This is a genomic window from Diaphorobacter sp. LI3 (genome assembly GCF_022807955.1).
Taxonomy (GTDB): domain Bacteria; phylum Pseudomonadota; class Gammaproteobacteria; order Burkholderiales; family Burkholderiaceae_C; genus Diaphorobacter; species Diaphorobacter nitroreducens.
Map to the genome: position 1 here is coordinate 3,745,673 of NZ_CP094346.1, position 25,463 is coordinate 3,771,135.

Below are 25,463 nucleotides of genomic sequence, written 5' to 3' on the forward strand. Positions count from 1 at the left end.
CTAGCAGCTATCAAAATAAAAGCAAAAGGCGCCATTGGCGCCTTTTGCCCTTTTGCCCTTTTGCTTTTGTACGCCACCCGGGCAAACCTGGGCCACGGCCCATCCCACTGGCGCGCCCCGGACCATGGCAGCCGTGGGCCGGGCTCTGCCCTGCCGCCGGCTGCGCCCCCTCCTGCAGCGCAGCGCTGCGAGTGTGGGGGAAGGCGCGAAGCGCCTCAGGGGGTATGCGGAATCAATGCTGCAGGATCTTGTTGAGGAAGTCCTTGGTGCGCGGCTGGCGCGCCTCGGGGTTGCCGAAGAATTCCTCCTTCGAGCAGTCCTCCAGGATCTTGCCGCCCACGTCCATGAAGATCACGCGGTTGCTCACCTTGCGCGCGAAGCCCATCTCGTGCGTCACGCACATCATGGTCATGCCCTCCTGGGCCAGGCCCACCATGACATCCAACACCTCGCCCACCATTTCGGGGTCCAGCGCCGAGGTCGGCTCGTCGAACAGCATCACGATGGGGTCCATCGACAGTGCGCGTGCGATCGCCACGCGCTGCTGCTGACCGCCCGACAGCTGGCCGGGGAACTTGTCCTTGTGCGCCGTCAAGCCCACGCGCTCCAGCATCTTCAGGCCGCGCGCCTTGGCGTCGGTGGGGTTGCGGCCCAGCACCTTGATCTGCGCGATGGTCAGGTTCTCGGTCACCGACAGGTGGGGAAACAGCTCGAAGTGCTGGAACACCATGCCCACGCGGCTGCGCAGCTTGGGCAGGTCCGTCTTGGGGTCGTGCACGGCCACGCCGTCCACGAAGATCTCGCCCTTCTGGAAGGGCTCCAGCGCGTTGATGGTCTTGATGAGGGTGGACTTGCCAGAGCCGGAGGGCCCGCAGACCACCACCACCTCACCCTTCTGGATGTTCGTGGAGCAGTCCGTGAGCACCTGGAAGCTGCCGTACCACTTGGAAACGTTCTTCAGTTCAATCATTGCAATTCCTTGGAACGCCGCTTCAGCGAATGATGGCGATCTTCTTGTGCAGGCGCTTGACCAGCCAGGACAGCGCGTAGCAGAGGATGAAATAGACCACGGCCGCGGCCAGGTAGGCCTCGATCGGGCGGCCATAGTTCTTGCCCGCGATCTCGAAGCCCTTGAGCATGTCGTAGGCACCGATGGCGTACACCAGCGACGTGTCCTGGAACAGGATGATGGTCTGCGTGAGCAGCACCGGCAGCATGTTGCGGAAGGCCTGCGGCAGCACCACCAGGCGCATGTTCTGCCCGTAGGTCATGCCCAGCGCCTGCCCCGCGAACACCTGGCCGCGCGGGATGGACTGGATGCCTGCGCGCATGATTTCGCTGAAGTAGGCGGCTTCGAAGGCGATGAAGGTCACCACCGCCGACCCCTCGGCGCCGATGGGGCGACCGATGATCATGGGCACCAGCAGGAAGAACCACAGGATCACCATCACCAGCGGAATCGAGCGCATGCCGTTGACATAGATGGTGGCCGGCACGTCCAGCCACTTCTTGCCCGACAGGCGCATGAGCGCCAGCACCGTGCCCAGCAGGATGCCGCCCACGGTGGCGATCACCGTCAGCACCAGGCTGAAGTACAGCCCCTTGATCACGAAGTTGCTGAACAGCTCCCAGGTGAAGAAGGACCAATCGATATTCAGGTTCATATCAGTGTCCTCCCCCGCCTGCGGCAATCAGGCCCGGCACCCGCGTGCGCTTTTCGATGAACACCATGATGCGGTTGATGGCAAAGGCCGAGATGATGTACAGCGCCGTGACGGCCAGGTACACCTCGATGCCGCGTGAAGTCTCTTCCTGCGCCTGCATGGCGAACATGGTCAGCTCGGCCACGGAAACGGCAAACGCCACCGACGAGTTCTTGAACACGTTCATGGTCTCGCTGGTGAGCGGCGGGATGATGATGCGAAACGCCATCGGCAGCAGCACGTAGCGGTAGTACTGGAACGTGGTGAAGCCCAGCGCCATGCCCGCATAGCGCTGGCCGCGCGGCAACGCCTGGATGCCCGAGCGCACCTGCTCGGCGATACGCGCCGAGGTGAAAAAGCCCAGCGCAAACACCACCAGCACGAAGCCCGGCAGCGACTTCATGGCCGGGAAGATCGACGGCACCACGTGATACCACACAAAGATGTGCACCAGCAGCGGAATGTTGCGAAACAGCTCGACCCAGGCATTGCCCAGGCGCACCGTCCATGGACGGCCTTCCAGCGTGCGCAGCGTGCCGACCAGTGAACCGACCACCAGCGCAACGGCCAGCGACAGCAAGGAAACGGATACCGTCCAGCCCCATGCTGACAGCATCCAGTCGAGGTAGGTGATGTCGCCGTTCTTGCCGAAGCAGCTTTGACCGACCTCTTGGGTAATGGTGTCCTGGCAGAACACCTGCCAATCCCAATTCATAGGAGCACCCCTTCTATTCTTCGATCCGTGTTGCCGCGGCGGCGCATGGCTGCGCTGGCGCAACAACAAAAAACGCCCCTTCGGGCCCAGAGGCCGAAGGGGCGATGCAATGCAAGCCGATTACTTGACTTCGTACGACTCCATGGGCTTGTCGTTGGGGTGGGCCCATGCGTTCTTCGTAGCTTCGGACAGCGGCAGGCCGATCTTCACGTTGGCCGGCGGGATGGGTTGCATGAACCACTTGTCGTACAGCTTGGCCAGGCTGCCATCTGCGATCTGGCGCTTGATGGAATCGTCCACGGCCTTCTTGAAGGCGGGATCGTCCTTGCGCAGCATGCAGGCAATGGGCTCCACCGACAGCACTTCACCCACGATCTTGAAATCGGCAGGGTTCTTGGACTTGGAGATGTTGGCCGCCAGGATGGAGCCGTCCATGATGAAGGCGTCGGCACGGCCCGTCTCCAGCATCAGGAAGCTGTCGGCGTGGTCCTTGCCCATGACTTCCTTGAAAGTCAGGCCATCGGCGCGCTTGTTCTTGCGCAGCGTCTGCACCGACGTCGTGCCGGTGGTGGTGACGATGGTCTTGCCGTTCAGGTCCTTGATGCCGGTAATGCCCGACTTGGCGTTCACGGCGATGCGCACTTCTTCCACGTAGGTGGTCACGGCGAAGGCCACGTCCTTCTGGCGTGCGGTGTTGTTGGTGGTGGAGCCACACTCAATGTCCACCGTGCCGTTGGTCACCAGCGGAATGCGGTTCTGCGAGGTCACCGGCTGGTACTTGATCTCCATGTTGGCCAGGCCCAGCTGCTTCTGGATGTCGGCCAGGATGCGCTCACCCATCTCGGTGTGGAAGCCTACGTACTTGCCGTTGCCCAGGGTGTAGCCCAGGCCCGAGGACTCGCGCACACCCAGCGTCACGGCACCCGTAGATTTGATCTTGGCCAGGGTGTCGTTGGCCTGTGCGAACGCGCTACCAGCGGCCAGGACGGTAATGGCTGCGGCCAGCAAATGCTTCTTCATGAATATCTCCTTGTGGGTGAAGCGAAAAGCGAAGTGTATTGAAATCGAACGACCGTTCTGAGGAACCGATGGCGGTCAAGCCACACCCTGCGGCACGTTCAAGACAGGGGCGTATTGTGGGTTCAGAAGGGGACCTGATCGGTAGGGTATTTCCAGAAGTCCCGCAGCAGGTAGCTCACGGGCAGGTTCAGCGCACGGTGGGTAGGCGCAATGGGCTGCATGAACCACTTGTCGTAGATGGCGTTGATCTCATTGCTCACGATCAGGCGGCGCATCTCCTCGTCCACCAACTTCTTGAACTCGGGATCGTTCTTGGGAAGCATGATCGCCAGCGGCTCGGTGGTGACGAAGCGGCCCACCACCTTCAGCGCCTTGGGGTCGGGGCGGTTGGCCGCCAAGCCATACAACAGCACATCGTCCATCACGAAGGCGTCGGCCTGGCCCTTCTCCACCATGACCACCGCGGCCTCATGGTCGGGCGCCTCCACCATCTGGATGCGCATCAGCCGTTCGCGGTTGGCCTGCTCGGCCGCTTTGTAGGGCGTCGTGCCTTTGGTGGACACGAGCTTCTTGCCTTCCAGATCCTCCATGCGCGTCACCGTGCTGGCCGCGGGCACCAGCAGGCGCGCACCCGTGATGAAGTGCGGAATGGTGAAGGCCACATCCTTGCGGCGCTCGGCGTTGTTGGTGGTGGAGCCGCATTCCATATCGGCCTTGCCGGTCTTCACCATCTCAATGCGATTGGCGGGTGTCACCTGCACCAACTGCACCGGCATGTTCTTCATGCCGGTCTTCTTGCGCACCACTTCGGCGATATGCAGGCACAGGTCCAGGGCGTAGCCCATGGGCTTGCCCTCGTGCACGTACGAAAACGGCACCGACGATTCACGGTGCGCCAGCACCAGCGGTCCGCCGCCGCGCACACGCTCCAGCACCCCTTGGGCTTGCGCGCCCACGGCGCAGCACAGCGCCACCGCGGCGCCCAGCGCCTTCCATCCTTGCTTGCAATTCATTCAGAGGATCTCCCTTGTGCATGGCTTAGCAATCTCCGCACCAGGTGCGCGCCATGTTTCGGTGCGACCGTGCGTTGCCACATTTAGTTTCAAAGACTGTAATGTCGCGTGACCACGCAATCCAATGCCAGGGATGTGGGTTTGCATGCAAGACTTGCATGCCAAGTGTGGTGCGCCCGCGTCAGATGGGGTTCTGTCCGGCGCGCGTCTGCAGGTACGTCCACAGGGACTGGGCCAGGCCCTTGGCAGGCTCCTTGCGCGAAGGCTTTTCGCGGTAGGCGCGCACTTCCATCACCATCTGCAGGTCCTGCGCATCGGGCGGCGCCGCGCTCAGGAGCTTGCGCGAACGCAGTTCCTTCTTCACCGCGCTGTAGGGCAAGAAGGCGACGCCGTGCCCTTCCAGCGCCATGGCCTTCAGGCCTTCGGCCATATCCGTTTCGTACACGCGGTCCAAGTGGATGGCCGTCCCCGCCTGCTTGAGGATCAGCTCCGTCACGCGCCCCAAGTAGGCCCCTGGCGCATACCCCAGGTAGGGCAGCGGCTCGCCAGGCCGGCCCGGCAGGCAAAACAGCGGCTGACCATCAGCGCCCGCCTTGGCGTAGGGGGCCAGGACCTCCTGCCCCAGCGTCACCATCTCGTAACGGTCCGGGTCCAGTTGCAGGGGCTGAGATGGATGGTGGTAGGAGATGAGCAGATCGCAGCCGCCCTCCACGAGGCGCATCACCGCGTCGTGCACATTCAGGGCGATCAGCCGGCTTTTGAGCGGGCCGAAGTCCGCCCGCAGCGCCGACACCCAGGCCGGAAAAAAAGTGAACGCCAGCGTATGCGGCACGGCGAACTCGATCATGTCGGTGCCCGCGCTGGTGTGCGCGCGCAGCATGGCGCGCGTGTTCTGCAGCGCCTGCAGCACCTCCAGCGCCTGGTCGTACAGCGTGTTGCCCGCGGCCGTCAGCCGCGTGGGGTAGGAACTGCGGTCCACCAGATCGGTGCCGGCCCAGGCCTCCAGCGCCTGGATGCGCCGCGAAAAAGCGGGCTGTGTCACATGGCGCAATTGCGCCGAGCGGCTGAAGCTGCGCGTTTCTGCCAGGCTGACGAAGTCTTCGAGCCATTTGGTTTCCATGGCCCGCATTATCGATGCGCCCAGGCAGGCCTTCTCCCCCTGTTGAGCGCGACTGGCCCGCCCCAGCGCCCTCCTGGGGAACACCCTGCGGCGGAGCACCGTACGTTTGATTGCAAAATAGGCCCTCTCGCGCCCACAGCGCAATCCTTCGACCAGGCCCCTGGTGCACAACACCGGAGGGCAGAGCGGCCAGCCTTTCATGTTCGACTTTTCTGTTCTCTGCCCCCATGTCCTCCCTACCTACCCCCGGGCCGGCCGACGATGCCGCCCCGGATGGCGCGCGCGTCTCTAGCGCCCCCGCCTCCAGCGAACCCCGTTCCCTGCGCATCGAGGACTGGCTCACCGTCATCGTCATGGCGCTGCTGGCGCTGATCACGTTTGCCAACGTGCTCGTGCGCTATTTCACCAATTCGTCCTTTGCCTGGACCGAGGAGCTCTCGGTCTTCCTGATGATCGTGCTGGCCCTGGTGGCTGGCTCTGCCGCCGTGGCGCGCGACCGCCACATCCGCATCGAATTCTTCTGCGACAGCGGCTCCGCAGCCCGCCGCCGCCGGTTGGCGCAACTTGGCGCACTGCTGGTGGCCGTGCTGTTCGCGGTGATCGCCGTGCTCAGCGTGCGCGTGGTCTGGGACGACTACCGCTTCGAAGAAACCTCGCCCGGCATCGGCGTGCCGCAGTGGTGGTACTCGGTCTGGCTGCCCATCCTCTCGCTGCTCATCACCTGGCGCGCCATTGGCCTGCTGATCCGCCGCACGCGCCAGCCGGACGTGGAGTTTCTCGGCAATGACGCAGACGACAACGGAGAGCGCCAGCCATGATCGCCACGCTGCTCTTCGTCGCCTTCCTGGTGCTGATGTTTGTGGGTGTGCCCATCGGCGCCGCCCTGGGGTTGGCCGGCGCCGCCGCCATTGCGCTGGCCAATGCCGAGACGCAGTGGTTTGGCCTGCTCGCCGTGCCGCAGAACTTCTACGCCGGGCTGGGCAAGTACCCGCTGCTGGCGATTCCCATGTTCGTGCTGGTGGGCTCGATCTTCGACCGTTCGGGCGTGGCGCTGCGCCTGGTGAACTTTGCTGTGTCCATGGTCGGGCGCGGACCGGGCATGCTGCCGCTGGTGGCGATTGCCGTGGCCATGTTCCTGGGCGGCATCTCGGGCTCGGGCCCGGCCAACGCGGCCGCCGTGGGCGGGGTGATGATCGCGGCCATGAGCCGCGCGGGCTACCCCGGCAGCTTCTCGGCGAGTGTGGTGGGGGCGGCCGCAGCCACGGACATCCTCATCCCGCCTTCGGTGGCGTTCATCATCTATTCGGTGTTGGTGCCCGGGGCCTCGGTGCCGGCCTTGTTCGCGGCGGGCATGGTGCCGGGCGTGCTGGCGGGCATTGCGCTCATCGTGCCGGCCGTGTGGATGGCGCGCCACCACCGCATGGGCCACCTGGAAGCCGACATGCCCCGCCCGCCGTTCTGGCGCAGCCTGCGCGAAGCCTCCTGGGGCCTGGCCGCGCCGGTGCTGATCCTGGGCGGCATGCGCGCGGGCTGGTTCACACCCACCGAGGCCGCCGTGGTGGCCGTGTTCTACGGCCTGTTCGTGGGCATGGTGATCCACCGCACCATTCAGGTGCGCGACCTGTTCACCATCCTGCGCGAAGCGGGCGAGCTGTCGGCCGTGATCCTGATCGTGGTGTCGCTGGCGGGCATCTTCGCGTTCTCACTGTCCACACTGGGCGTGATCGACCCGGTGGCCAACGCCATCGTGAACTCCGGCCTGGGCGAATACGGCGTGCTGGCGCTTTTGATCCTGCTGCTCATCACCGTGGGCATGTTCCTGGACGGCATCTCGATCTTCCTGATCTTCGTGCCGCTCTTGCTGCCCATCATGCAGCACTACCAGTGGGACCCGGTGTGGTTCGGCGTGATCCTCACCCTGAAGGTCGCACTGGGCCAGTTCACGCCGCCGCTGGCCGTGAACCTGATGGTCAGCTGCCGCATCGCAGGCGTGCGCATGGAGTCCACCGTGCGCTGGGTCGGCCCCATGCTGCTGGCCATGTTCCTGGTGATGGTGGCCGTGATCGCCTTCCCGCAGCTGGCCCTGTGGCTGCCTGCCCAGCTGGGCTATTGATTCGTTCGCATTTTTTCCAAGGAGACCTGTCCCATGAAACTTCGCACTTTCCTCACTTCCGCCGTCGCCGCTGCTGCGGCCCTTGCCTTCGGCACACCCGCGCTGGCGCAGAACTACAAGAGCGAATACCGCATGTCGCTGGTACTGGGCACCGCCTTCCCGTGGGGCAAGGGCGGCGAGATCTGGGCACAGAAGGTCAAAGAGAAAACCCAGGGCCGCATCAACATCAAGCTCTACCCGGGCGTGTCGCTGATCCAGGGCGACCAGACACGTGAGTTTTCCGCGCTGCGCCAGGGCGTGATCGACATGGCCGTGGGGTCCACCATCAACTGGTCGCCCCAGGTGAAGGCGCTGAACCTGTTCTCGCTGCCCTTCCTGTTCCCCGACTACGCGGCTGTCGATGCGGTCACACAGGGCGAAGTCGGCAAGAGCATCTTTCAGACGCTGGAAAAGGCCGGCGTGGTGCCACTGGCCTGGGGTGAGAACGGCTACCGCGAGATCAGCAACTCCAAGCACGCCATCAAGAGCCCCGCCGACCTCAAGGGTCTGAAGATCCGCGTGGTGGGCTCGCCCCTGTTCCTCGACACCTTCACCGCGCTGGGCGCCAACCCCACGCAGATGAGCTGGGCCGACGCACAGCCCGCCATGGCCAGCGGCGCCGTGGACGGCCAGGAGAACCCCATCGCCGTGTACCAGGCCGCCAAGCTGCACACCGTGGCACAGAAGCACGTGACCATGTGGGGCTACATGAACGACCCGCTGATCTTCGTGGTGAACAAGGACGTGTGGAACAGCTGGACGCCCGCAGACCGCGAAGCCGTCAAGCAGGCCGCCATCGAAGCCGGCAAGGAAGAAATTGCCATCGCGCGCAAAGGCATGATCGAGGCCGACAAGCCCCTGCTCAAGGACATCGCCGCGAATGGCGTGACCGTGACGCAGCTGAGCCCCGCCGAGCGCGACGCCTTCGTAAAGGCCACGCGCCCCGTGTTCGAGAAGTGGAAGGGCCAGATCGGCGCCGACTTGGTAAGCGCAGCCGAGAAGGCGATTGCGGCGCGCAAACAATAATGGGGCAGTAATGGGGCGCCTTGCCCCATAGCGCAGGCTCTGCCAGCGCTATCAAATCAAAAGCGGCTAACGCCCTAACCACGGGCGCTAGCCGCTTTTTTACGCCTCACGCATCAGGGAACGGGATGCTTGACGGCGTTCTTGGCCAGCTTGCGCCGCACGGCAACTTCCAGGTCCACGCCCGCGTGGTCCGCCAGCTGCAGCAGGTACAGCAGCACATCGGCCATCTCGTCGCCGACCCGCTCGTGGGCGGTGGCGTCCTGGGTGAAGGTGCGCGACTGCTCCGGCGTGAGCCACTGGAACAGCTCCTGCAGCTCGGCCGCCTCCACCATCAGCGCCATGGCCAGGTTCTTGGGCGTGTGAAAGGGCTGCCAGTCACGCGCGGCGGCGAAGGCGCGCAGCTCACGCTGCAGGGCGGCGATATCCATGCTCAACGCTCCGTGCTTTCATTTTGATAGCTGCTTGCGCTTGCCACATAAGCGCTACAGCCCATTTTGACCATCATTCTTCTGCAACGCCCACATGCGCGCGTAGTGCCCGCCGTGGGCCAGCAGCTGCGCGTGCGTGCCACGCTCGACGATACGGCCGGCCTCCATGACCAGGATTTCGTGCGCGTCCACCACGGTGGACAGGCGGTGGGCGATCACCAGGGTCGTCTTGTTCTGCGCGGCGCTGGCCAGCTCGGCCTGGATGGCACGCTCGTTGGCAGAGTCCAGGGCGCTGGTGGCCTCGTCGAAGATCAGGATGGGTGGGTTCTTGAGCAGCGTGCGCGCAATGGCCACGCGCTGCTTCTCGCCACCGCTGAGCTTCAGCCCGCGCTCGCCCACCATGGTGTCGTAGCCCTTGGGCTGGGCTGCGATGAAGGCATGGATGTGCGCAGCGCGCGCTGCCTGCTCAACCTCGGCCTGGCTGGCGCCGGTTCGGCCGTAGGCGATGTTGTAGGCCACGGTGTCGTTGAACAGCACCGTGTCCTGCGGCACGATGCCGATGGCGCGGCGCAGGCTGTCCTGCGTGACCGTCCGGATGTCCTGCCCCGCGATGGTGATGCGCCCGCCCTGCAGGTCATAGAAACGGTACAGCAGGCGGCTCAGGGTGCTCTTGCCTGCGCCCGAGGGGCCGACCACGGCAACCGTCTTGCCGGCGGGAATCGTGAAGCTCACCCCCTGCAGCACGGGCCGTGCGGGGTCGTAGGCGAAGTGCACATCCTCGAAACGCACGGTGGGCGTGTGCAGGTCCGCCAGCGGCTGGGCGCCGGGCGCATCGGCCACCTCCTGCTCCCTGTCCATCAGCGTGAACATCTTGTCCAGGTCGGTCAGGTTCTGCCGGATCTCGCGGTAGATCACGCCCAGGAAGTTCAGCGGGATGTAGATCTGGATCATGAAGGCGTTGACCATGACCAGGTCGCCCAGCGTCATGCGCCCCGCGGCCACGCCCTCGGTGGCGCGCCACAGCATGGCCACCAGCCCCACGGCGATGATGAGCTGCTGCCCGCTGTTGAGCAGCCCCAGGGTGCTGCGGCTCTTGAGCTGGGCCTGCCGCAATTGCTCCAGGCTTTCGTCATAGCGGCGCGCCTCGAACTGCTCGTTGTTGAAGTACTTGACGGTCTCGTAGTTCAGCAGCGAATCGATGGCCTTGCTGTGCGCGGCCGAGTCGAACTGGTTCGCCTGGCGCCGGAACTGGATGCGCCACTGCGTCACGCCCACGGTGAAGGCGACGTACAGCACCAGCGCGGTGAGCGTGATGACGGCAAACCAGACGTCGAACTGGCGCGCCAGGATGAACAGCACCAGCAGTACCTCGACCAGCGTGGCGGCCAGGTTGAACAGCGCGAACGACACCAGCGACTCGATGCCGCGCACGCCGCGCTCGATGTCGCGCGTCATGCCGCCGGTCTGGCGCTCCAGGTGAAAGCGCAGGGACAGCGCATGCAGGTGCTCGAAGGTCTTGAGCGCGATGGCGCGCGCCGCGCCATGCGTGGCCTTGGCGAACACCAGCTCGCGCAACTCGTTGAACACCGAGTTGGCCAGGCGCAGCGCCCCGTAGGCCAGCAGCAGCCCCACGGGCACCACCAGCAGCGCCGTGGTGCTGCCGGCGGGCAGCGTCATGGCATCGACGAGCCTCTTGAGCAGTAGCGGCACCCCCACGTTGGCCAGCTTGGCGCCGACCATGAAGGCCATGGCCGCGACCACGCGCCATTTGTACTGCCACAGATAAGGGCAGCAGGCGCTGCAGGGTGGCCCGGTCGGAACGAACGCGTGGGCTGTCGGAGGCGATGGCTTCGCCGTAGCGGCGCATGATGGACAATCCGTGGAGTCAAGCAAAACCAAAGATTGTGCCCATGTCCCAGGATCGCCCCGCCTCCCACAGCCAGTTGCCCGCCGACAAGGAACTGGTACTCAAGGTGATACCCATGCCCGCCGACACCAACGGCAATGGCGACATCTTCGGCGGCTGGGTCATGGCGCAGGTGGATCTGGCCGGCTCCGTGCTGCCCGCGCGGTACATCCGCGGCCGCATGGCCACGGTGGCGGTGAACGAATTCATCTTCAAGCAGCCCGTGCGCGTGGGCGACCTGCTGTCGTTCTTTGCCGAAGTCACGCGCATCGGCAACACCTCCATGACCGTGCAGGTGGAGGTCTATGCCGAGCACATCCGCACCCAGGGCAGCTACGTGAAGGTGACCGAGGCGTCGCTGACCTATGTGGCCATCGACGAAAACGGCCGCCCGCGCCCCATTCAGAAGCCGGGCGACGAAAGCGTCGCGCCGTAAAGAAAACGGGAGCGCCTCACGGCCTCCCGCTGGCGGCGATGGGTGTGCCGGCGTCAGGCCGCGGCCAGCGCGGCCGAGGATGCGGCAGACGACGAACCCGAGGCCGCGCTCATGCGCGCGCCACCACCCAGGCCCACCTCGATCTCGCCGGAGAGCTGGCCACCCTCTTCGATCACCACCTTGCCGTAGCGGATCTTGCCGCTCACCTTGCCGGTGCTGAAGATCACCAGCTTCTGGCGCACGGTGAGCGTGCCGTCGAACTCGCCGTGGATCTCGGCAATGTCGATCTCGGCGGAGCCGCGGAACGCGCCCTGCTCGGTGATCTGGATCACGCGCGAATCCATGGTGGCCTCCACCGTGCCTTCCACGACGAGGGTGTCGCAATCGGTGATCTCCACACCCTTGAGCTTGATGTTGGGGCCCACGGTCAGCTTGCTGCCGCTGCCCTCGGCCGTGGCGCTGGAGGCCGTGGACACAGCGGTTCTGGTTGCGGGAGCGGCGGTTGGGGTGCTTGCGGTGGTGGTGGTGCCGCCCAGCGCTGACGAAGGCTGGCGGGATTGGAAAGTGTCGGGTTCGCGTTTGCCAAAGAAGGGGTTTTGCACGGCCATCGGATCGGATCTCCTAGAAAAGACCCGCAGATGCTAGGAGTTGCCACAGATCAAAACCGCCCCTGTTACGCAAGAACGGTAACCAAACCGTTCGATGGTTGCATGCACTTGCAGGGCTTGCAGCAGCACACAGCGCGTATCCCCCAAACGGCGCGTGCCCGGCGCGGCCGTCTTCGCACGGTCGCGCTAAGAGACGATGTACGCCGCGGCTCCCGCGGACATCAGCTCGCCCTGCGGGCCGAGGAACTCCATGCGCGTGGTGGCCACGCGCGAGCCCAGGCGCAGCACCTCGGCCCGCAGCTCGAAGTGGCTGCCGATGCCGGGGCGCAGATAGTCGATGCGCAGGTCGATGGTGCCCAGCTTGGCGAAGCGGTGCAGGCGGTCCATGGGCGCCTCGTCCATGTGCTTGGCGCCGATGGCCGCCATCACGGCCAGACCGCCCATGGCATCCAGCCCCGCGCTGATGACGCCGCCGTGCAGCCGGTTGTAGGCAAAGTGCCCCACCAGATCGGGACGCATGTCGATGCGCGCCGCGACGGCCGCGGGCTCCAGGCGCGTGATCTTCAGGCCCAACAGGTGGTTGAAGGGAATCTTCCCTTCAAAGATCTGGCGCAGGCCGGCGATGAACTCGGGCTCGAAGGCCACTGGCAGGCTGGCAGGTTTGCTCATGGAATTTTTGCTCTCTTATCAGGAGCTGTTAGCGCTTACTGGATAAGCGCTAGAGCCATTTTTCATTCAAACGCCCGGCCACCCGGTCCAGCAGACACGGTGATCACCTCGGCGCGTAGGGCGAACACGGCATGGATGCCGGCGCCGCCCCCCCCCCGCCCCGTTCGGTGGCGGGGCGGATGTCAGCAGGCGCTGAAATCCGGGCGGCGTTTGTCCATGAACGCGGTGAAGGCCTCGCGGGCGGCGGGCTCGCGCAGCATGCGGCCAAAGCTCTGGCCCTCCTCAGCCATGCGCTCCAACACGGCGGCGGTCTGGCTCTTCTTGAGCAGGCGCTTGGTCTCGATCAGGGCCGACAGCGGCTTGGCCGCGAGCTTGCGCGCCTGGGCCTGGGCCACCATGTTGCATTCGGTCGGCGGCACCACGCGGTTGACGAAGCCGACTTCCAACGCCGCTTCGGCCATGAAGGGCTCGCCCAACAGCAGCGCCTCGGCCGCGCGGTGGTAGCCCAGCATCTGTGGCGCGAACAGGCTGGAGGCGGCCTCGGGGCACAGGCCCAGGTTCACGAAGGGCATCGAGAACGCCGCGTTGTCCCCCGCGTACACCAGGTCGCAGTGGAACAGCAGGGTCGTGCCGATGCCCACCGCCGGGCCGCACACCGCAGCCAGCACGGGCTTGGGAAAGGTGGCGATGGCGCGCAGAAAGCGGAACACGGGCGCGTCCTGCGTGGCGGGCGGCTGCTGCAAAAAGTCGCCGATGTCGTTGCCCGCACTGAAGATGGCCACGTCGCCCTGCAGCACGACCACGCGCACCGACGCGTCCTGCGCCGCGGCCTCGAACGCATCGGCCAGCTGCGCGTACATGGCCGTGGTGATGGAATTTTTCTTCTCCACGCGGTTGAAGGTGATGGTGGTCACGCCCTCTTCGGCGTGGACCAGGATGTCTGCGTTCGTTGTACTCATGGGTGTTGCTCCGGGGTCATTCCTTGTAATAAACGATCTGGTGGCTGGTGGCCAGCATGGCGCCGGCCTCATTCCACAGCTGCACGGTCTGGTCGAAAAAGCCGTTGCGAAACTCCTGCGCGCGCGCCTGGCCCAGCAGGTAGCCCGTGCCGGTCTGCGCCAGCAGGTCCGCGCCCGCATGGAAGTACACGGTGATGGACACGGTGCCCGCGGGCACCTGGCGCGCGCGGCGCAGCCACACGCGAGGGAAGAACACATCGGCCAACGCCGCCAGCGCGCAGAAGTCCAGCGCCCGCGCGGGCGCGTCGCGCATCCACAGCTGCGACAGGCTGGTGTCGCCGCTGTCGTCCCACTGTTCGGGCAGCGCGCCGGTCACCGGGCGCATCTCGTAGCGCTGCAGCCATTCCGAGCGGAACGCCGGTTGCACGGGTTTGCACTGCGCCGGCGCGGGGACCTGCGGCATGGGCGTGTCGGCGGCGCCCCAAGTCTCGCGCCGCGCGGCCGTGACCACGGTGGCCGTGGTGGTGACCACGGGCGCGCCGTCCGCCCCCGCCTGCAGGATGGACAGCGTCCAGTGCTGGGTGGAGCGATTGGTGCGCACCGGTGTGGCCTGCAGCGTGAACGGCCCCTCGGCCAGCGCGCCCGCGTAGTTCACCGTGAGCGACAGGGGCTCGCCCAGGCGGTCGGGGTGCTGCATCACGGCCTGCAGCAGCGTGGCCGCGGTGATGCCGCCAAACGGCCCGACCATGTTCCAGTAAGCCGGCGAGGTGTGGCCGGTGTACTGCCCGGCCCCTTCGGAATGGCTGGACGAGAGCGCCAGCGCCGCGTCCAGGGGATGAATGCTGTGGTGCGTAGTCATGGGTGCGAGTGTGCCGTGATTCGGCTCAGCCTGCGGTGGCGGTGGCACCTGCGGTGCCCTGCGGCTGCGCCTGGGCCAACGCCTCCAGCTGCTGCAAGGCGCGAGGCCACAGCGTGGCGCGGAACTGTTCGCGGAAAAATCCAAAGTGCCCGATGCGCCGCGCCTGCGCCTCGTGCGGCGCGATGCGCTCCACGCTGCACGGCGCGTTCGCATACAGCGCCAACAGGCTTTGCGTGCCGCGCCAGGTCATGAGCTCATCGTCCTGCATGGACCAGGCGTGTACCCGAAAGCGCACCGCCGCGTAGCTGCGCTGGGCGGATTCTCCCTCCGCCCCCACGCTGTAGCGCGGGTGCAGGCACCAGCGGCGCCACTGCAGCATCACCCCCGCGGGCAAGTCGCCCACGGCACGCAGGCGCCGCCCAGGGAAGTAGCCGCACAGCCGCACCGACAACGGCACCAGCACATGCCAGAACGCGGGCATGGCGCGGCGGATGCGGGGCGCGTTGTCGCGCCAGTAGCCGCTGCCCGCGGCGACGCTCAGCAGGCCGCTCACGCGCGCATGCTCGCGCAGCAGCCCGGGCAGCTGCGCGCCCAGGCTGTGCCCCAGCAGCAGCAGCGGCTGGCCAGGCAGCGCCTGGGCTGCATGGGCGATCACCGCGTCGTAGTCGCGCGCCCAGTCGAACAGGTTGGCCCGCACCTCGCGCATGCCACCACTCAGCGACTCGCCCTGCCCCCGGTAGTCGAAGGTGGTGACCCGCAGGCCCTGCTGCGCCAGCCAGGCGGCGAACGGCCCATAGAAGGCCTGGCGCACGCCCATGGCGCCGCCAATGACGACGCTGGCGCGCGCGGGGCCGGTCCGTGGCGCGTACACGCGCAGCGCCAACGGCACTGCGCCATCGACCATCAGGGTTTCACTCTGCATGGCTTGTCTCCATGAAGGCGGCCGGTCTGCGCCGGCTCGGCTGCAATCCCCGCGCGCTGCCGCGCGGCAGTGGCGCTTACTTACACGCGCTCGAAGATACCCGCCGCGCCCTGGCCCATGCCCACGCACATGGTGACCATGCCGTACTTGAGCTGCTTGCGGCGCAGCGCATGCACCACGGTGGCCGAGCGGATGGCGCCCGTCGCGCCCAGCGGGTGGCCCAGCGCGATGGCGCCGCCCATGGGGTTGACCTTGGCCGTGTCCAGCCCCAGCGTGTTGATGACGGCCAGCGACTGGGCGGCGAAGGCTTCGTTGAGCTCGTACCAGCCGATGTCGTCCTGCTTCAGACCGGCATAGCGCAGCGCGGCGGGAATGGCCTCGATCGGGCCGATGCCCATGATGGACGGCGGCACGCCCTTGCTGGCGAAGCTGACGAAGCGCGCCAGCGGCGTGAGGCCGAAGCGCTTGACGGCGGATTCGCTGGCCAGGATCAGCGCGCCGGCGCCGTCGCTGGTCTGCGAGCTGTTGCCAGCCGTGACCGTGCCGCGCGCGGCAAACACGGTGCGCAGCTTGGCCAGGCCTTCCAGGCTGGTGTCGGGGCGGGCGCCCTCGTCCAGGCTCACGGTGCGGGTGCTGGCAATGACTTCGCCCGTCTCCAGGTGGGCCGTGCGGTCGGTCACCTCGATGGGCGTGATCTCGTCGGCAAACTCGCCGGCCTGCTGCGCGGCGATGGCGCGGCGGTGCGACTCCAGCGCGAAGGCGTCCTGCGCCTCGCGGCTCACCTTCCACTGCTGGGCCACCTTCTCGGCGGTGAGGCCCATGCCGTAGGCGATGCCCACGTCGCCGTCACGCTCGAAGATGCTGGGCGACAGGCTGGGCGCGTTGCCCATCATGGGCACCATGCTCATGCTCTCCACGCCGGCGGCGATCATCACCTCGGCCTCGCCCACGCGGATGCGGTCGGCCGCCATGGCCACGGCCGACAGGCCCGAGGCGCAGAAGCGGTTCACCGTGATGCCGCCCACGCTGGTGGGCAGGCCCGCCAGCACGGCGCCGATGCGCGCCACGTTCAGGCCCTGCTGCGCCTCGGGGATGGCGCAGCCGCAGATGATGTCCTCGATCGAGGCGGGGTCCAGCCCCGGCACCTGGGCCAGCGCGCTCTTGAGCGTGGTGGCCAGCAGGTCGTCCGGGCGGTAGTTGCGGAAAAAGCCCTTGTGCGAACGGCCGATGGGCGTGCGCGTGGCGGCAACGATGTAGGCGTCTTGGATCTGTTTCATGGTTTCTCTCCTCGGGCGGCCTCAGTTACGCACCGGCTTGCCAGTGTTGAGCATGCCCAGGATGCGCTCCTGGGTCTTGGGGTGCTCGATCAGGGCGCAGAACGCCTTGCGCTCCAGCGCCATCAGGTATTCCTCGCTCACCAGCGTGCCGGCGTCCACGTCGCCGCCGCACACCACTTCGGCGATCAGCGTGGCGATGTGCTGGTCATGCTCGCTGATGAAGCCGCCGTCGCGCATGTTCACCAGCGAGCCGCGGATGGTGGCGATGCCGCTGCGCCCGGCCACGGGGAACAGGCGCTTCATCGGCGCGCGCCAGCCGCTGGCGGCCATGGCCTTGGCTTCGTTGATGGCGACGAACAGCACCTCGTCCTTGTGCGGCACGATGAGGTCGCTGTCGAGCAGGTAGCCGAGCTTCTTCGACTCAAGGGCGCTGGTGCCTACCTTGGCCATGGCCGCGGCGGTGAAGCCTTCGGTCAGGAAGGGCAGGAGGTCCTTGCCGGTGCTGGCGGCGGCGTTCTCGGCCGCGCGGCGGGCGATGTAGGTCAGGCCGCCGGCACCGGGCACCAGGCCCACGCCCACTTCCACCAGGCCGATGTAGCTTTCCATGTGGGCCACGCGGCGTGCGCTGTGCACGGCCAGCTCGCAGCCGCCGCCCAGCGCCATGCCGTGGATGGCGGAGATGACCGGCACCTGGGCGTAGCGCAGGCGCAGCATGAGGTTCTGCAGCTCATGCTCCACGCCCTCGATGGCGGCAATGCCGGCCACCACGTAGGCAGGCATGGTGGCCTGCAGGTCGGCGCCCACGCTGAACGGTGCGTCGCCCGACCAGATGACCATGCCGTCGTACTCGCGCTCGGCCAGGTCCACGGCCTCCATCAGGCCTTCCATCACGTCGGGGCTGATCGCGTGCATCTTGCTCTGGATGGAGGCGATCAATACCTTGCCATCGAGCGTCCAGGTGCGCAGCGCATCGGTCTCGCTGATGGTGGTGCCGGCCTTGCGCCAGTCGGGCAGGTTGTCCTCGCCCAGCAGTTTCTCGGGGAAGTACTGGCGCTCGTACACCGGCAACTGGCGGCGCGGCACGAACTTGCCTTGGCGCGCGCTCCACGAACCCTGCGCCGTGTGCACGCCGCCGGCATCCGCCACCGGGCCCTTGAACACCCACTCGGGCAGCGGCGCCTTGGACAGTGCCTTGCCCGCGTCAATGTCCTCCTGGACCATCCTGGCCACCTCCAGCCAGCCCGCCTCCTGCCACAGCTCGAACGGCCCCTGGCTCATGCCGAAGCCCCAGCGCATGGCCTGGTCCACATCGCGCGCGGTGTCGGCAATCGTGGCCAGATGCACCGCAGCGTAGTGGAAGCTGTTGCGCAGGATGGCCCACAGGAACCGGCCCTGCGCGCCCTCGGCGTTGCGCAGCAGCTTCAGGCGCTCGGCGGCGGGCTTCTTGAGCATGCGACCGTACACCTCGTCGGCCTTGGCGCCGGCGGGCACATATTCCTCGCTCTCCAGCTCGAAGCGCAGGATGTCGCGGCCCACCTTCTTGTAGAAGCCCGCCTTGGCCTTCTGGCCCAGGTTGCCCAGCTCGATCAGCTTTTGCAGCACGGCGGGCGTGCCGAAGCTGCCGTAGAACGGGTCGGTCTGCTCGTTCAGGTTGTCCTGCAGCGTCTTGATGACGTGGGCCATGGTGTCCAGGCCAACCACATCGGCGGTGCGGAAGGTGCCGCTGGAGGCGCGGCCCAGCTTCTTGCCGGTGAGGTCGTCCACCACGTCGAAGGTCAGGCCGAAGTTCTCCACCTCCTTCATCGTGGAGAGCATGCCGGCGATGCCCACGCGGTTGGCGATGAAGTTGGGGGTGTCGTGCGCGCGCACCACGCCCTTGCCCAGGCCGCTGGTCACGAAGGCTTCGAGCTGGTCGAGCACCTCGGGGCGGGTGGTGGGGGTGTTGATCAGCTCCACCAGCACCATGTAGCGCGGCGGGTTGAAGAAGTGGATGCCGCAAAAGCGCGGCTTGATGGCGTCGGGCAGCGCCTCGGACAGCTGGGTGATCGACAGGCCCGAGGTGTTGGACGCCACGATGGCGTGCGGTGCGACGTGCGGCGCGATCTTCTTGTACAGATCGAGCTTCCAGTCCATGCGCTCGGCGATGGCCTCGATGACGAGATCGCACTCGCCCAGCAGCGCCATGTTCTCCTCGTAATTCGCCTGCTGGATCAGCGCGGCGTCGTCCGCCACACCCAGGGGCGAGGGCTTGAGCTTCTTGAGGTTCTCCACCGCGCGGGTGACGATGCCGTTCTTCGGACCTTCCTTGGCGGGGAGATCGAACAGCACCACCGGCACCTTCACATTGACGAGGTGGGCCGCGATCTGCGCGCCCATCACGCCCGCGCCGAGCACGGCGACTTTCTTCACTTGGAATCGGGACATTTGCTTGTTCCTTGGATGGTGGGATGCGCACGGGGCCGCGCGCCAGGCCCCGCGCCACGCGGGCGGACCGGCTGCGGCGCCGTGGCGCTCACTGCTTTGCTTACTGCACGCGCTGCCAGGTCTGGGTGCGCCAGAACGGCCCCAGGAAGCCGCGCACCTCCAGCCGCTTGCCGCCGTCGATGGGCGTGAGGCTGGCGCGGTATTCCTTGCCGTTTTCGGGGTCGAGGATCTTGCCGCCCTCCCAGACCTCGCGGTCATCGGCCTTCTTGACGCCGCGGATGATCTCCAGCCCCGCGATCGCCTTGCCCTTGCGGTCGTCCTTGCATTCGGTGCAGGTGGCGGCCGGGTCGGCGTCCTTCTTGAGGGACTTCTCGATACGGCCGGTCAGCACGCCACCGGCTTCGGCAATACGGATCTCGGCCTTGGCCTCGCCCGTCTTGTCGTCCACGCTGCGCCACAGGCCCACGGGGGACATCTGGGCCCATGCAGGGGCCGCGATTGCTGCAAAAATAATAGCTGCTAGCGCTTGTCTCATAAGGCCTCCAGTGCAAAAACGTTCAAAAGTAGCAATGCGTGCAGTCGCTGGCTCAGGCCAGGGCGGCGTCGGTGTCCATGAGCACCTTGCTGCCGGCGCGGGCGGTGCGCATCAGCGTGTGGACTTCAGGGAACAGCTTGGCGAAGTAAAAACGCGCCGTCTGCAGCTTGGCCTGGTAGAACGGGTCGGTGTTGCCGGCGGCAATCTCGCGCAGCGCCACCTGGGCCATGCGGGCAAACATGTAGCCAAACACCAGGTGGCCGGCCACGCGCAGGTAGTCCACGGCGGCGGCGCCCACCTCATCGGGGTTCTGGAAGCCGCGGAAGCCGATCTCGGTGGTGAACTTGGTCATCTGGTCGCCCAGGTAGGCGATGGGGTTGATGAACTCGGCCATCTTCTCGTTCACGCCTTCTTCGGCCACCAGCTGCCCGACCAGCTTGCCGAACTTCTTCAGCGTGGCGCCGTTGTTGCCCAGCACCTTGCGGCCCAGCAGATCCAGCGACTGCACGGTGTTCGTGCCTTCGTAGATCATGTTGATGCGGTTGTCGCGCACGAACTGCTCCATGCCCCATTCCTTGATGAAGCCATGGCCGCCGAAGACCTGCATGCAGGCGTTGGTGGCAATGTGCCCGTTGTCGGTCACGAAGGCCTTGACGATGGGGGTCAGCAGCGCCACCAGTTCGTCGGAATCCTTGCGCACCTTCTCGTCGGGGTGGCTGTGCGCCTTGTCCAGCAGCAGCGTGCAGAAAATCTGCAGCGCGCGCGCGCCCTCGGCGTAGGCTTTGGCGGTGAGCAGCATCTTGCGCACGTCGGGGTGCACGATGATGGGATCGGCTTCCTTGTCCTTGGCCTTGGTGCCCGACAGGCTGCGCATCTGGATGCGGTCCTTGGCGTAGGCCAGCGCGTTCTGGAAGGCCACTTCGGTCAGGCCCAGCGACTGGTTGCCCACGCCCAGGCGCGCGGCGTTCATCATGACGAACATGGCGGCCAGGCCCTTGTTGGGCTCGCCCACCAGGGTGCCGATGGCGCCGTCGATGGCAATCTGCGCCGTGGCGTTGCCGTGGATGCCCATCTTGTGCTCCAGGCCCGTGCAGTAGATGGGGTTGCGCTCGCCCAGCGAGCCGTCGGCGTTCACCTTGAACTTCGGCACCACGAACAGGCTGATGCCCTTGCTGCCCTTGGGCGCGTCGGGCAGGCGGGCCAGCACCAGATGCACGATGTTGGAAGTGAAGTTGTGCTCGCCGGCGCTGATGAAGATCTTGTTGCCGGTGATCTTGTAGGTGCCATCGGCCTGGGGCTCGGCCTTGGTGCGCAACAGGCCCAGGTCGGTGCCGCAATGCGGTTCGGTCAGGCACATGGTGCCGGTCCACTCGCCGCTCGTGAGCTTGGGCAGGTACAGCTTCTTCTGCTCGTCGGTGCCATGGGCGTGCAACGCCTCATAGGCGCCGTGCGACAGGCCGGGGTACATGGTCCAGGCCTGGTTGGCGCTGTTGAGCATCTCGTACAGGCACTGGTTCATCACGAAGGGCAGGCCCTGGCCGCCATAGGCGGTGTCGCACGACAGCGCAGCCCAGCCACCTTCCACATACTGCGCATAGGCTTCCTTGAAGCCCTTGGGCGTGGTCACCTCATGCGTCTGCTGGTTCAGCGTGCAGCCCTCGGTGTCGCCGCTGATGTTCAGCGGGAACGCCACGCCGGCGGCGAACTTGCCGGCTTCTTCCAGCACGGCGTTGATCGTGTCGGCATCCACTTCAGCATGCGCGGGCATGGCCTTGAATTCGTCGGTGACCTTGAAGACTTCATGCAGGACGAATTGCATGTCGCGCAGCGGAGGCGTGTAAGTAGGCATGTGGAGACTCCTGGGAAGAAGGAAGGGTGGAAAAGAAGAAAAACCGAAATACGGGTGGCAGGGCTCAACCGCGGTGGCCGGGCAGCGCGCTGTAGCGCGCCAGGATGTTGTCAAAGCCCGTGTTCGCCCGGTCGATGGAGCCGGGCGTGTGCAGGAAGCGCGCTTCGTAGTGCAGCGCCAGGATCAGGCCGTGGATCTCGAACAGCATCTGGTCCTCGCTGACGTCGTCGCGGATCTCGCCGCACTCCTTGCACTGCTGGATGGCGCGCTTCATCGCGGCCTGCCACGTCATCACGGAGTTGGCCAGCGCATCGCGCACCGGGCCGGTGCGGTCGTCGAACTCCACCGCGCCGCTGATGTAGATGCAGCCGGAATCGATCTCGATGGAGGTGCGCTTCATCCAGTTGGCGAACAGCGCGCGCAGGCGCGGCACGCCGCGAGGGGCCTGCATCGCGGGGTAGAACACTTCCTGCTCGAATCGAGTGTGGTACTCGCGGATCACCGATATCTGCAGTTCCTCACGCGAGCCGAAGTGCGCGAACACGCCTGACTTGCTCATGCCCGTCACGTCGGCCAGCGCACCGATGGACAACCCCTCCAGGCCGATGTGCGTGGCCAGGCCCAGGGCGGCATCGATGATGACGGCCTTGGTGTGTTGCCCCTTGTGCAGCGCCCGGCCCTCGCGGCGTGGCGCGCGAACCGTCTTGATGGGGGAAGGAGAAAGAGACATGAAGCAAAATAAAACGAACGATCGTTCTATTTTGCATAAAACAGGCAGGTAACGCCAGTATTTCCAGGCGCGCAAAACGCGCTTCGGGGTAAACCCCTAAGTGGATGATTTATCGAGCCCCACCATCGCGGGGGACCGTGCCAAGGGCGAAATGGTTACCGCGCCTTTCGCGGGTGGTCATGCCATCACGCTTGCCTGCGCCGGCGTTACAGCCACAGTGCCAGAGTGGCGTCCAGGTGTTCCGTCGGCATGCGGCGAAAGCCTGTGCGTGCGTAGCGCTGCAAGCGTCCGCGGATCAGGTCGGACAGTGCGGCCGCCCGCACCTGTGTCTGCACCGTGGGTGTCGCCGAGCCGTCCGCGTCGGCCACGGGCCGTAGGCACTGGCGCAGCGTGGCCTCCACCTTGTCGAAGAACAGGTTCATGCGCTGCTGTAGGCGCTCGTTTTCGAAAACCAGCGCATCCCCCACCATCACGCGCACCATGCCGGGGTTGCGCTCGCCGAACTGCAGCACCATAGCCGTGATGCGCGCCGCGCGCTGCGCGCCCTCAGACTCGCCACCGCGCTCCATGATCTGGTGCACAAGGGTAAAGACGCTCTGCTCGATGAAATCGATGAGCCCCTCGAACATCTGTGCCTTGCTGGCAAAGTGGCGGTACAGCGCCGCCTCGCTCACCTGCAGGCGCGCCGCAAGCGCTGCCGTGGTGATGCGCTCGGCCCCGGGCTGCTCCAGCATGGCCGCCAGGGTCTGCAGGATCTGCTCACGCCGCTCGCCCGGCCGCGGCCGGCGGCGCGCGGCGGGCGCGTCGTCGGTGGAGGCTGGCGCGTCAGTAGCAGGCGTGAATTCAGTCATGGGGCATGGATCGGGGGAGAGCAACAAGTGTGTGCAATTGATTCTCGCACACCACGACTCCAGCGTCGTGACGGCTGCTCGCTGTGCCGCGACCCTTGGATCCGCTTCCAAAAAAATAGCTGCTAGCGCTTGCTGAACAAGCGCTGCAGCCATTTTTGACTCCAATACACCCGGGCCATGCCCGAAAGAGCCTAGTGACTCCGGATCATGGTGCCGTAGGCCTGGTCGGTCAGAATTTCCAACAACATCGAATGCGGTACGCGGCCATCAATGATGTGCACGGCATTCACACCAGCCTTTGCCGCATCCAGCGCCCCGCTGATCTTGGGCAGCATGCCGCCGGAGATGGTGCCATCGGCGAACAATGCATCAATTTCGCGCGCCGTCAGGTCGGTAAGCAATTTGCCTTCCTTGTCCAGCACACCGGGGGTGTTGGTGAGCAGCACCAGTTTCTCTGCCTGCAGCACCGTAGCTAATTTACTCGCCACCACGTCGGCGTTGATGTTGTAGCTTTCGTTTTCCTCGCCAAACCCGATCGGGCTGATGACGGGAATGAAGGCATCGTCCTGCAGCGCCTTGACCACGCTCGGGTCGATCGCCACGATGTCACCGACCTGCCCCACGTCATGCTCGACGCTCGGGTCCTTGTTGTCCACCATCTTGAGCTTCTTGGCGCGGATCATGCCGCCATCGCGCCCCGTGAGGCCCACAGCCTTGCCGCCCGCCTGGTGAATCAGGCCCACGATGTCCTGCTGCACCTCGCCGGCCAGCACCCATTCCACGACTTCCATGGTTTCGGCATCGGTCACGCGCATGCCCTGAATGAACTCGCCCTTCTTGCCCAGACGGTTCAGGGCTTGCTCGATCTGCGGGCCTCCGCCGTGCACCACCACCGGGTTCATGCCTACCAGCTTGAGCAGCACCACGTCTTCCGCAAAGTCGGCCTGCAGGGCCGGGTCGGTCATGGCGTTTCCGCCATATTTGATGACCATGGTCTTGCCATGGAACTTGCGGATGTACGGCAGCGCCTGGGCCAGGATTTCAGCCTTGTCGCGCGGCGCAATGGAGAGAAGATCGGTCATGGCAAAAAAATAGGGGGGTGGCGAACGGGGGAGATGCGGCGCCGATTGTGCCGCACACGCCAACGTCACTGCAGCCAGCTGGGCAGCTTGAAGCGAACGATGGCCATATAGGCGATGGCGTAAAGCACCACAAAGAGCGCGCAACACAGCATCAGCACCAGCGTATTGCTCCAAAACAGTACGGCGGGCACCACGGTCAACAGCGTAAACGCCCACAGGTAAGGCGAGGTGCGGTTGTTGCGCATGAGCATGTCGCGCGCCTCGTCATCGTCATCAAAGACGCCACGCACGATGCGCCGGTAGATCAGTTGATGAAAATGCAAGGCATCTGCCATCCCCGGTGAAACTCCCCGCGCCCACTTGCGGTACATGGAGAATACCGTCTCCCACACCGGGTAAATCAGCAGCAGCATTGGAAACCAAGGCGACACTTGCGGATGACGCTGTACCAGGGCAATACTGGCAAAGGCAATCACCACGCCCCATAGGTACGCCCCACCATCGCCCGCAAAGATCAGGCCACGGGGGTAGTTCCAGATCAAAAAACCGGCCGTCGCTGCGGCAGTGGACACCAACAAGGCAGCCAGTGCCCTATCACCCACCTGCAGCGCCACATGAGTCAGAGCCAGACAAATGATAATAGCCACCATGGCCGCCAAGCCGTTGTAGCCGTCAATAATGTTGAAGGCATGGGGCAAGCCGGTGATCGCCAGCACAGCTAATACTAGCCCTATCCATGGCATGGAGACCATCCAGTCATCCACCCAGAACAACCCCAGCCGCGGAACAGACAGGCCCACCCAGGCAACGGCAAGCAGGGCAGTAGACATAGTTAGGAACAGGCGGTAGCGCACGGACAAGCGCTGTGTCAGATCCTCGGCGACCCCACCCACCACGGCGGGCAACAGCGCGACGCACCACAACCCCACCCAGTCCCCCATGCGGAGAATGGCTGGATCGCCCAAAAATAGGGACGAAACCATTCCCAAGAGCCAACTGATCAAAATTCCGCACAACAGACCGATGCCGCCCAAGCGGGGAATCTCTCCAACGTGGAATTTCTGGGGCGACTGTTCGTCATAGAAAAAATTGCGTCGCCGCGCCCAGCGCAGCACCAGCAGCGACACCAGGGCCGCGGAAATAAAGGCAACAACAGCAAGCCAGAGCATGAGGGGATTC

General features: G+C 65.5%; 24 protein-coding genes and 1 pseudogene. 4 read left to right on the top strand and 21 right to left on the bottom strand.

The genetic code is table 11. From position 1 onward, the window contains the following. Positions 1–232: 232 nt before the first annotated feature. The 6 genes from MRB47_RS17505 to MRB47_RS17530 all read right to left on the bottom strand — a co-directional run bounded on the left by MRB47_RS17505 (position 233) and on the right by MRB47_RS17530 (position 5,571). Entirely contained in the window at positions 233–970 is a 738-nt protein-coding gene (locus tag MRB47_RS17505; RefSeq protein WP_011804066.1) for an amino acid ABC transporter ATP-binding protein, read from the bottom strand. A 22-nt stretch (positions 971–992) separates the two neighbouring features. Beyond that, positions 993–1,664, bottom strand: a complete 672-nt coding sequence (locus tag MRB47_RS17510; protein ID WP_135148815.1) for an amino acid ABC transporter permease — start codon at positions 1,662–1,664, stop codon at positions 993–995. A 1-nt stretch (position 1,665) separates the two neighbouring features. Continuing rightward, the gene (locus MRB47_RS17515) at positions 1,666–2,418 is read right to left on the bottom strand and encodes an amino acid ABC transporter permease (protein WP_252101329.1); all 753 of its coding nucleotides are present in this window, start codon (positions 2,416–2,418) and stop codon (positions 1,666–1,668) included. Between the two features lie 120 nt (positions 2,419–2,538). Next, positions 2,539–3,438: a transporter substrate-binding domain-containing protein gene (locus MRB47_RS17520; RefSeq protein WP_012655608.1), complete on the bottom strand. Its 900-nt coding sequence runs from the start codon at positions 3,436–3,438 to the stop codon at positions 2,539–2,541. 122 nt (positions 3,439–3,560) lie between these two features. Next, a complete protein-coding gene (locus MRB47_RS17525) occupies positions 3,561–4,451 on the bottom strand; it encodes an amino acid ABC transporter substrate-binding protein (RefSeq protein WP_123674955.1) in 891 nt (296 codons plus the stop codon). 181 nt (positions 4,452–4,632) lie between these two features. Continuing rightward, positions 4,633–5,571 carry a LysR family transcriptional regulator gene (locus MRB47_RS17530; protein WP_011804061.1) on the bottom strand — a complete coding sequence of 313 codons (939 nt, stop codon included), beginning with the start codon at positions 5,569–5,571 and terminating at the stop codon, positions 4,633–4,635. Between the two features lie 227 nt (positions 5,572–5,798). On the opposite strand from MRB47_RS17530, the gene MRB47_RS17535 reads away from it, so the two are divergent. Genes MRB47_RS17535 through MRB47_RS17545 form a run of 3 tightly spaced genes read left to right on the top strand, consistent with a single transcriptional unit; the run spans position 5,799 to position 8,749 of the window. After that, entirely contained in the window at positions 5,799–6,389 is a 591-nt protein-coding gene (locus MRB47_RS17535; protein ID WP_012655605.1) for a TRAP transporter small permease, read from the top strand. Further along, positions 6,386–7,684: a TRAP transporter large permease gene (locus MRB47_RS17540; RefSeq protein WP_252101330.1), complete on the top strand. Its 1,299-nt coding sequence runs from the start codon at positions 6,386–6,388 to the stop codon at positions 7,682–7,684. The genes MRB47_RS17535 and MRB47_RS17540 overlap by 4 nt, the downstream gene beginning before the upstream one ends. A gap of 33 nt (positions 7,685–7,717) precedes the next feature. Next, entirely contained in the window at positions 7,718–8,749 is a 1,032-nt protein-coding gene (locus MRB47_RS17545) for a DctP family TRAP transporter solute-binding subunit (protein ID WP_012655603.1), read from the top strand. Between the two features lie 113 nt (positions 8,750–8,862). Here the strand turns inward: MRB47_RS17545 and MRB47_RS17550 are convergent, their stop codons facing one another. Both MRB47_RS17550 and MRB47_RS17555 read right to left on the bottom strand, forming a co-directional pair. Then, positions 8,863–9,177 (bottom strand): nucleotide pyrophosphohydrolase, encoded by a 315-nt coding sequence (locus tag MRB47_RS17550; RefSeq protein ID WP_011804057.1) that lies wholly within the window; start codon positions 9,175–9,177, stop codon positions 8,863–8,865. Between the two features lie 54 nt (positions 9,178–9,231). After that, positions 9,232–11,044 (bottom strand): annotated as a pseudogene (locus tag MRB47_RS17555) (ABCB family ABC transporter ATP-binding protein/permease). Between the two features lie 43 nt (positions 11,045–11,087). On the opposite strand from MRB47_RS17555, the gene MRB47_RS17560 reads away from it, so the two are divergent. Next, positions 11,088–11,519, top strand: a complete 432-nt coding sequence (locus MRB47_RS17560) for an acyl-CoA thioesterase (protein ID WP_041838784.1) — start codon at positions 11,088–11,090, stop codon at positions 11,517–11,519. Positions 11,520–11,572: 53 nt separating this feature from the next. Here the strand turns inward: MRB47_RS17560 and MRB47_RS17565 are convergent, their stop codons facing one another. From MRB47_RS17565 to MRB47_RS17625, 13 genes are all read right to left on the bottom strand, one after another. Next, positions 11,573–12,127 carry a polymer-forming cytoskeletal protein gene (locus MRB47_RS17565; protein ID WP_047349319.1) on the bottom strand — a complete coding sequence of 185 codons (555 nt, stop codon included), beginning with the start codon at positions 12,125–12,127 and terminating at the stop codon, positions 11,573–11,575. 186 nt (positions 12,128–12,313) lie between these two features. Continuing rightward, positions 12,314–12,796 carry a thioesterase family protein gene (locus MRB47_RS17570; RefSeq protein WP_252101332.1) on the bottom strand — a complete coding sequence of 161 codons (483 nt, stop codon included), beginning with the start codon at positions 12,794–12,796 and terminating at the stop codon, positions 12,314–12,316. Positions 12,797–12,978: 182 nt separating this feature from the next. After that, complete coding sequence (locus MRB47_RS17575; RefSeq protein WP_012655597.1) at positions 12,979–13,755, bottom strand: enoyl-CoA hydratase; 777 nt, start codon at positions 13,753–13,755, stop codon at positions 12,979–12,981. A 16-nt stretch (positions 13,756–13,771) separates the two neighbouring features. Further along, positions 13,772–14,614 carry an acyl-CoA thioesterase gene (locus MRB47_RS17580; RefSeq protein ID WP_011804051.1) on the bottom strand — a complete coding sequence of 281 codons (843 nt, stop codon included), beginning with the start codon at positions 14,612–14,614 and terminating at the stop codon, positions 13,772–13,774. A gap of 25 nt (positions 14,615–14,639) precedes the next feature. Beyond that, positions 14,640–15,536 carry an alpha/beta fold hydrolase gene (locus MRB47_RS17585; RefSeq protein WP_252101333.1) on the bottom strand — a complete coding sequence of 299 codons (897 nt, stop codon included), beginning with the start codon at positions 15,534–15,536 and terminating at the stop codon, positions 14,640–14,642. A gap of 80 nt (positions 15,537–15,616) precedes the next feature. After that, entirely contained in the window at positions 15,617–16,813 is a 1,197-nt protein-coding gene (locus MRB47_RS17590) for an acetyl-CoA C-acyltransferase (protein WP_196996020.1), read from the bottom strand. Between the two features lie 21 nt (positions 16,814–16,834). Next, on the bottom strand, positions 16,835–19,237 hold the full coding sequence (locus MRB47_RS17595) for a 3-hydroxyacyl-CoA dehydrogenase/enoyl-CoA hydratase family protein (protein WP_252101334.1): 2,403 nt from the start codon (positions 19,235–19,237) through the stop codon (positions 16,835–16,837). 100 nt (positions 19,238–19,337) lie between these two features. Beyond that, positions 19,338–19,772, bottom strand: coding sequence for a DUF2147 domain-containing protein (locus MRB47_RS17600; RefSeq protein ID WP_252101335.1), 435 nt, complete (start codon positions 19,770–19,772; stop codon positions 19,338–19,340). Between the two features lie 52 nt (positions 19,773–19,824). Beyond that, positions 19,825–21,621 (bottom strand): acyl-CoA dehydrogenase C-terminal domain-containing protein, encoded by a 1,797-nt coding sequence (locus MRB47_RS17605; protein WP_252101336.1) that lies wholly within the window; start codon positions 21,619–21,621, stop codon positions 19,825–19,827. Between the two features lie 64 nt (positions 21,622–21,685). Further along, the gene (locus MRB47_RS17610) at positions 21,686–22,351 is read right to left on the bottom strand and encodes a TetR/AcrR family transcriptional regulator (RefSeq protein ID WP_123674946.1); all 666 of its coding nucleotides are present in this window, start codon (positions 22,349–22,351) and stop codon (positions 21,686–21,688) included. A 206-nt stretch (positions 22,352–22,557) separates the two neighbouring features. Continuing rightward, positions 22,558–23,202, bottom strand: coding sequence for a nucleoid occlusion factor SlmA (gene slmA / locus MRB47_RS17615; RefSeq protein ID WP_088887668.1), 645 nt, complete (start codon positions 23,200–23,202; stop codon positions 22,558–22,560). 191 nt (positions 23,203–23,393) lie between these two features. Continuing rightward, the gene (gene argB / locus MRB47_RS17620; RefSeq protein WP_011804042.1) at positions 23,394–24,284 is read right to left on the bottom strand and encodes an acetylglutamate kinase; all 891 of its coding nucleotides are present in this window, start codon (positions 24,282–24,284) and stop codon (positions 23,394–23,396) included. Positions 24,285–24,349: 65 nt separating this feature from the next. Further along, on the bottom strand, positions 24,350–25,453 hold the full coding sequence (locus tag MRB47_RS17625; protein WP_252101337.1) for a glycosyltransferase family 4 protein: 1,104 nt from the start codon (positions 25,451–25,453) through the stop codon (positions 24,350–24,352). Positions 25,454–25,463 lie beyond the last annotated feature (10 nt).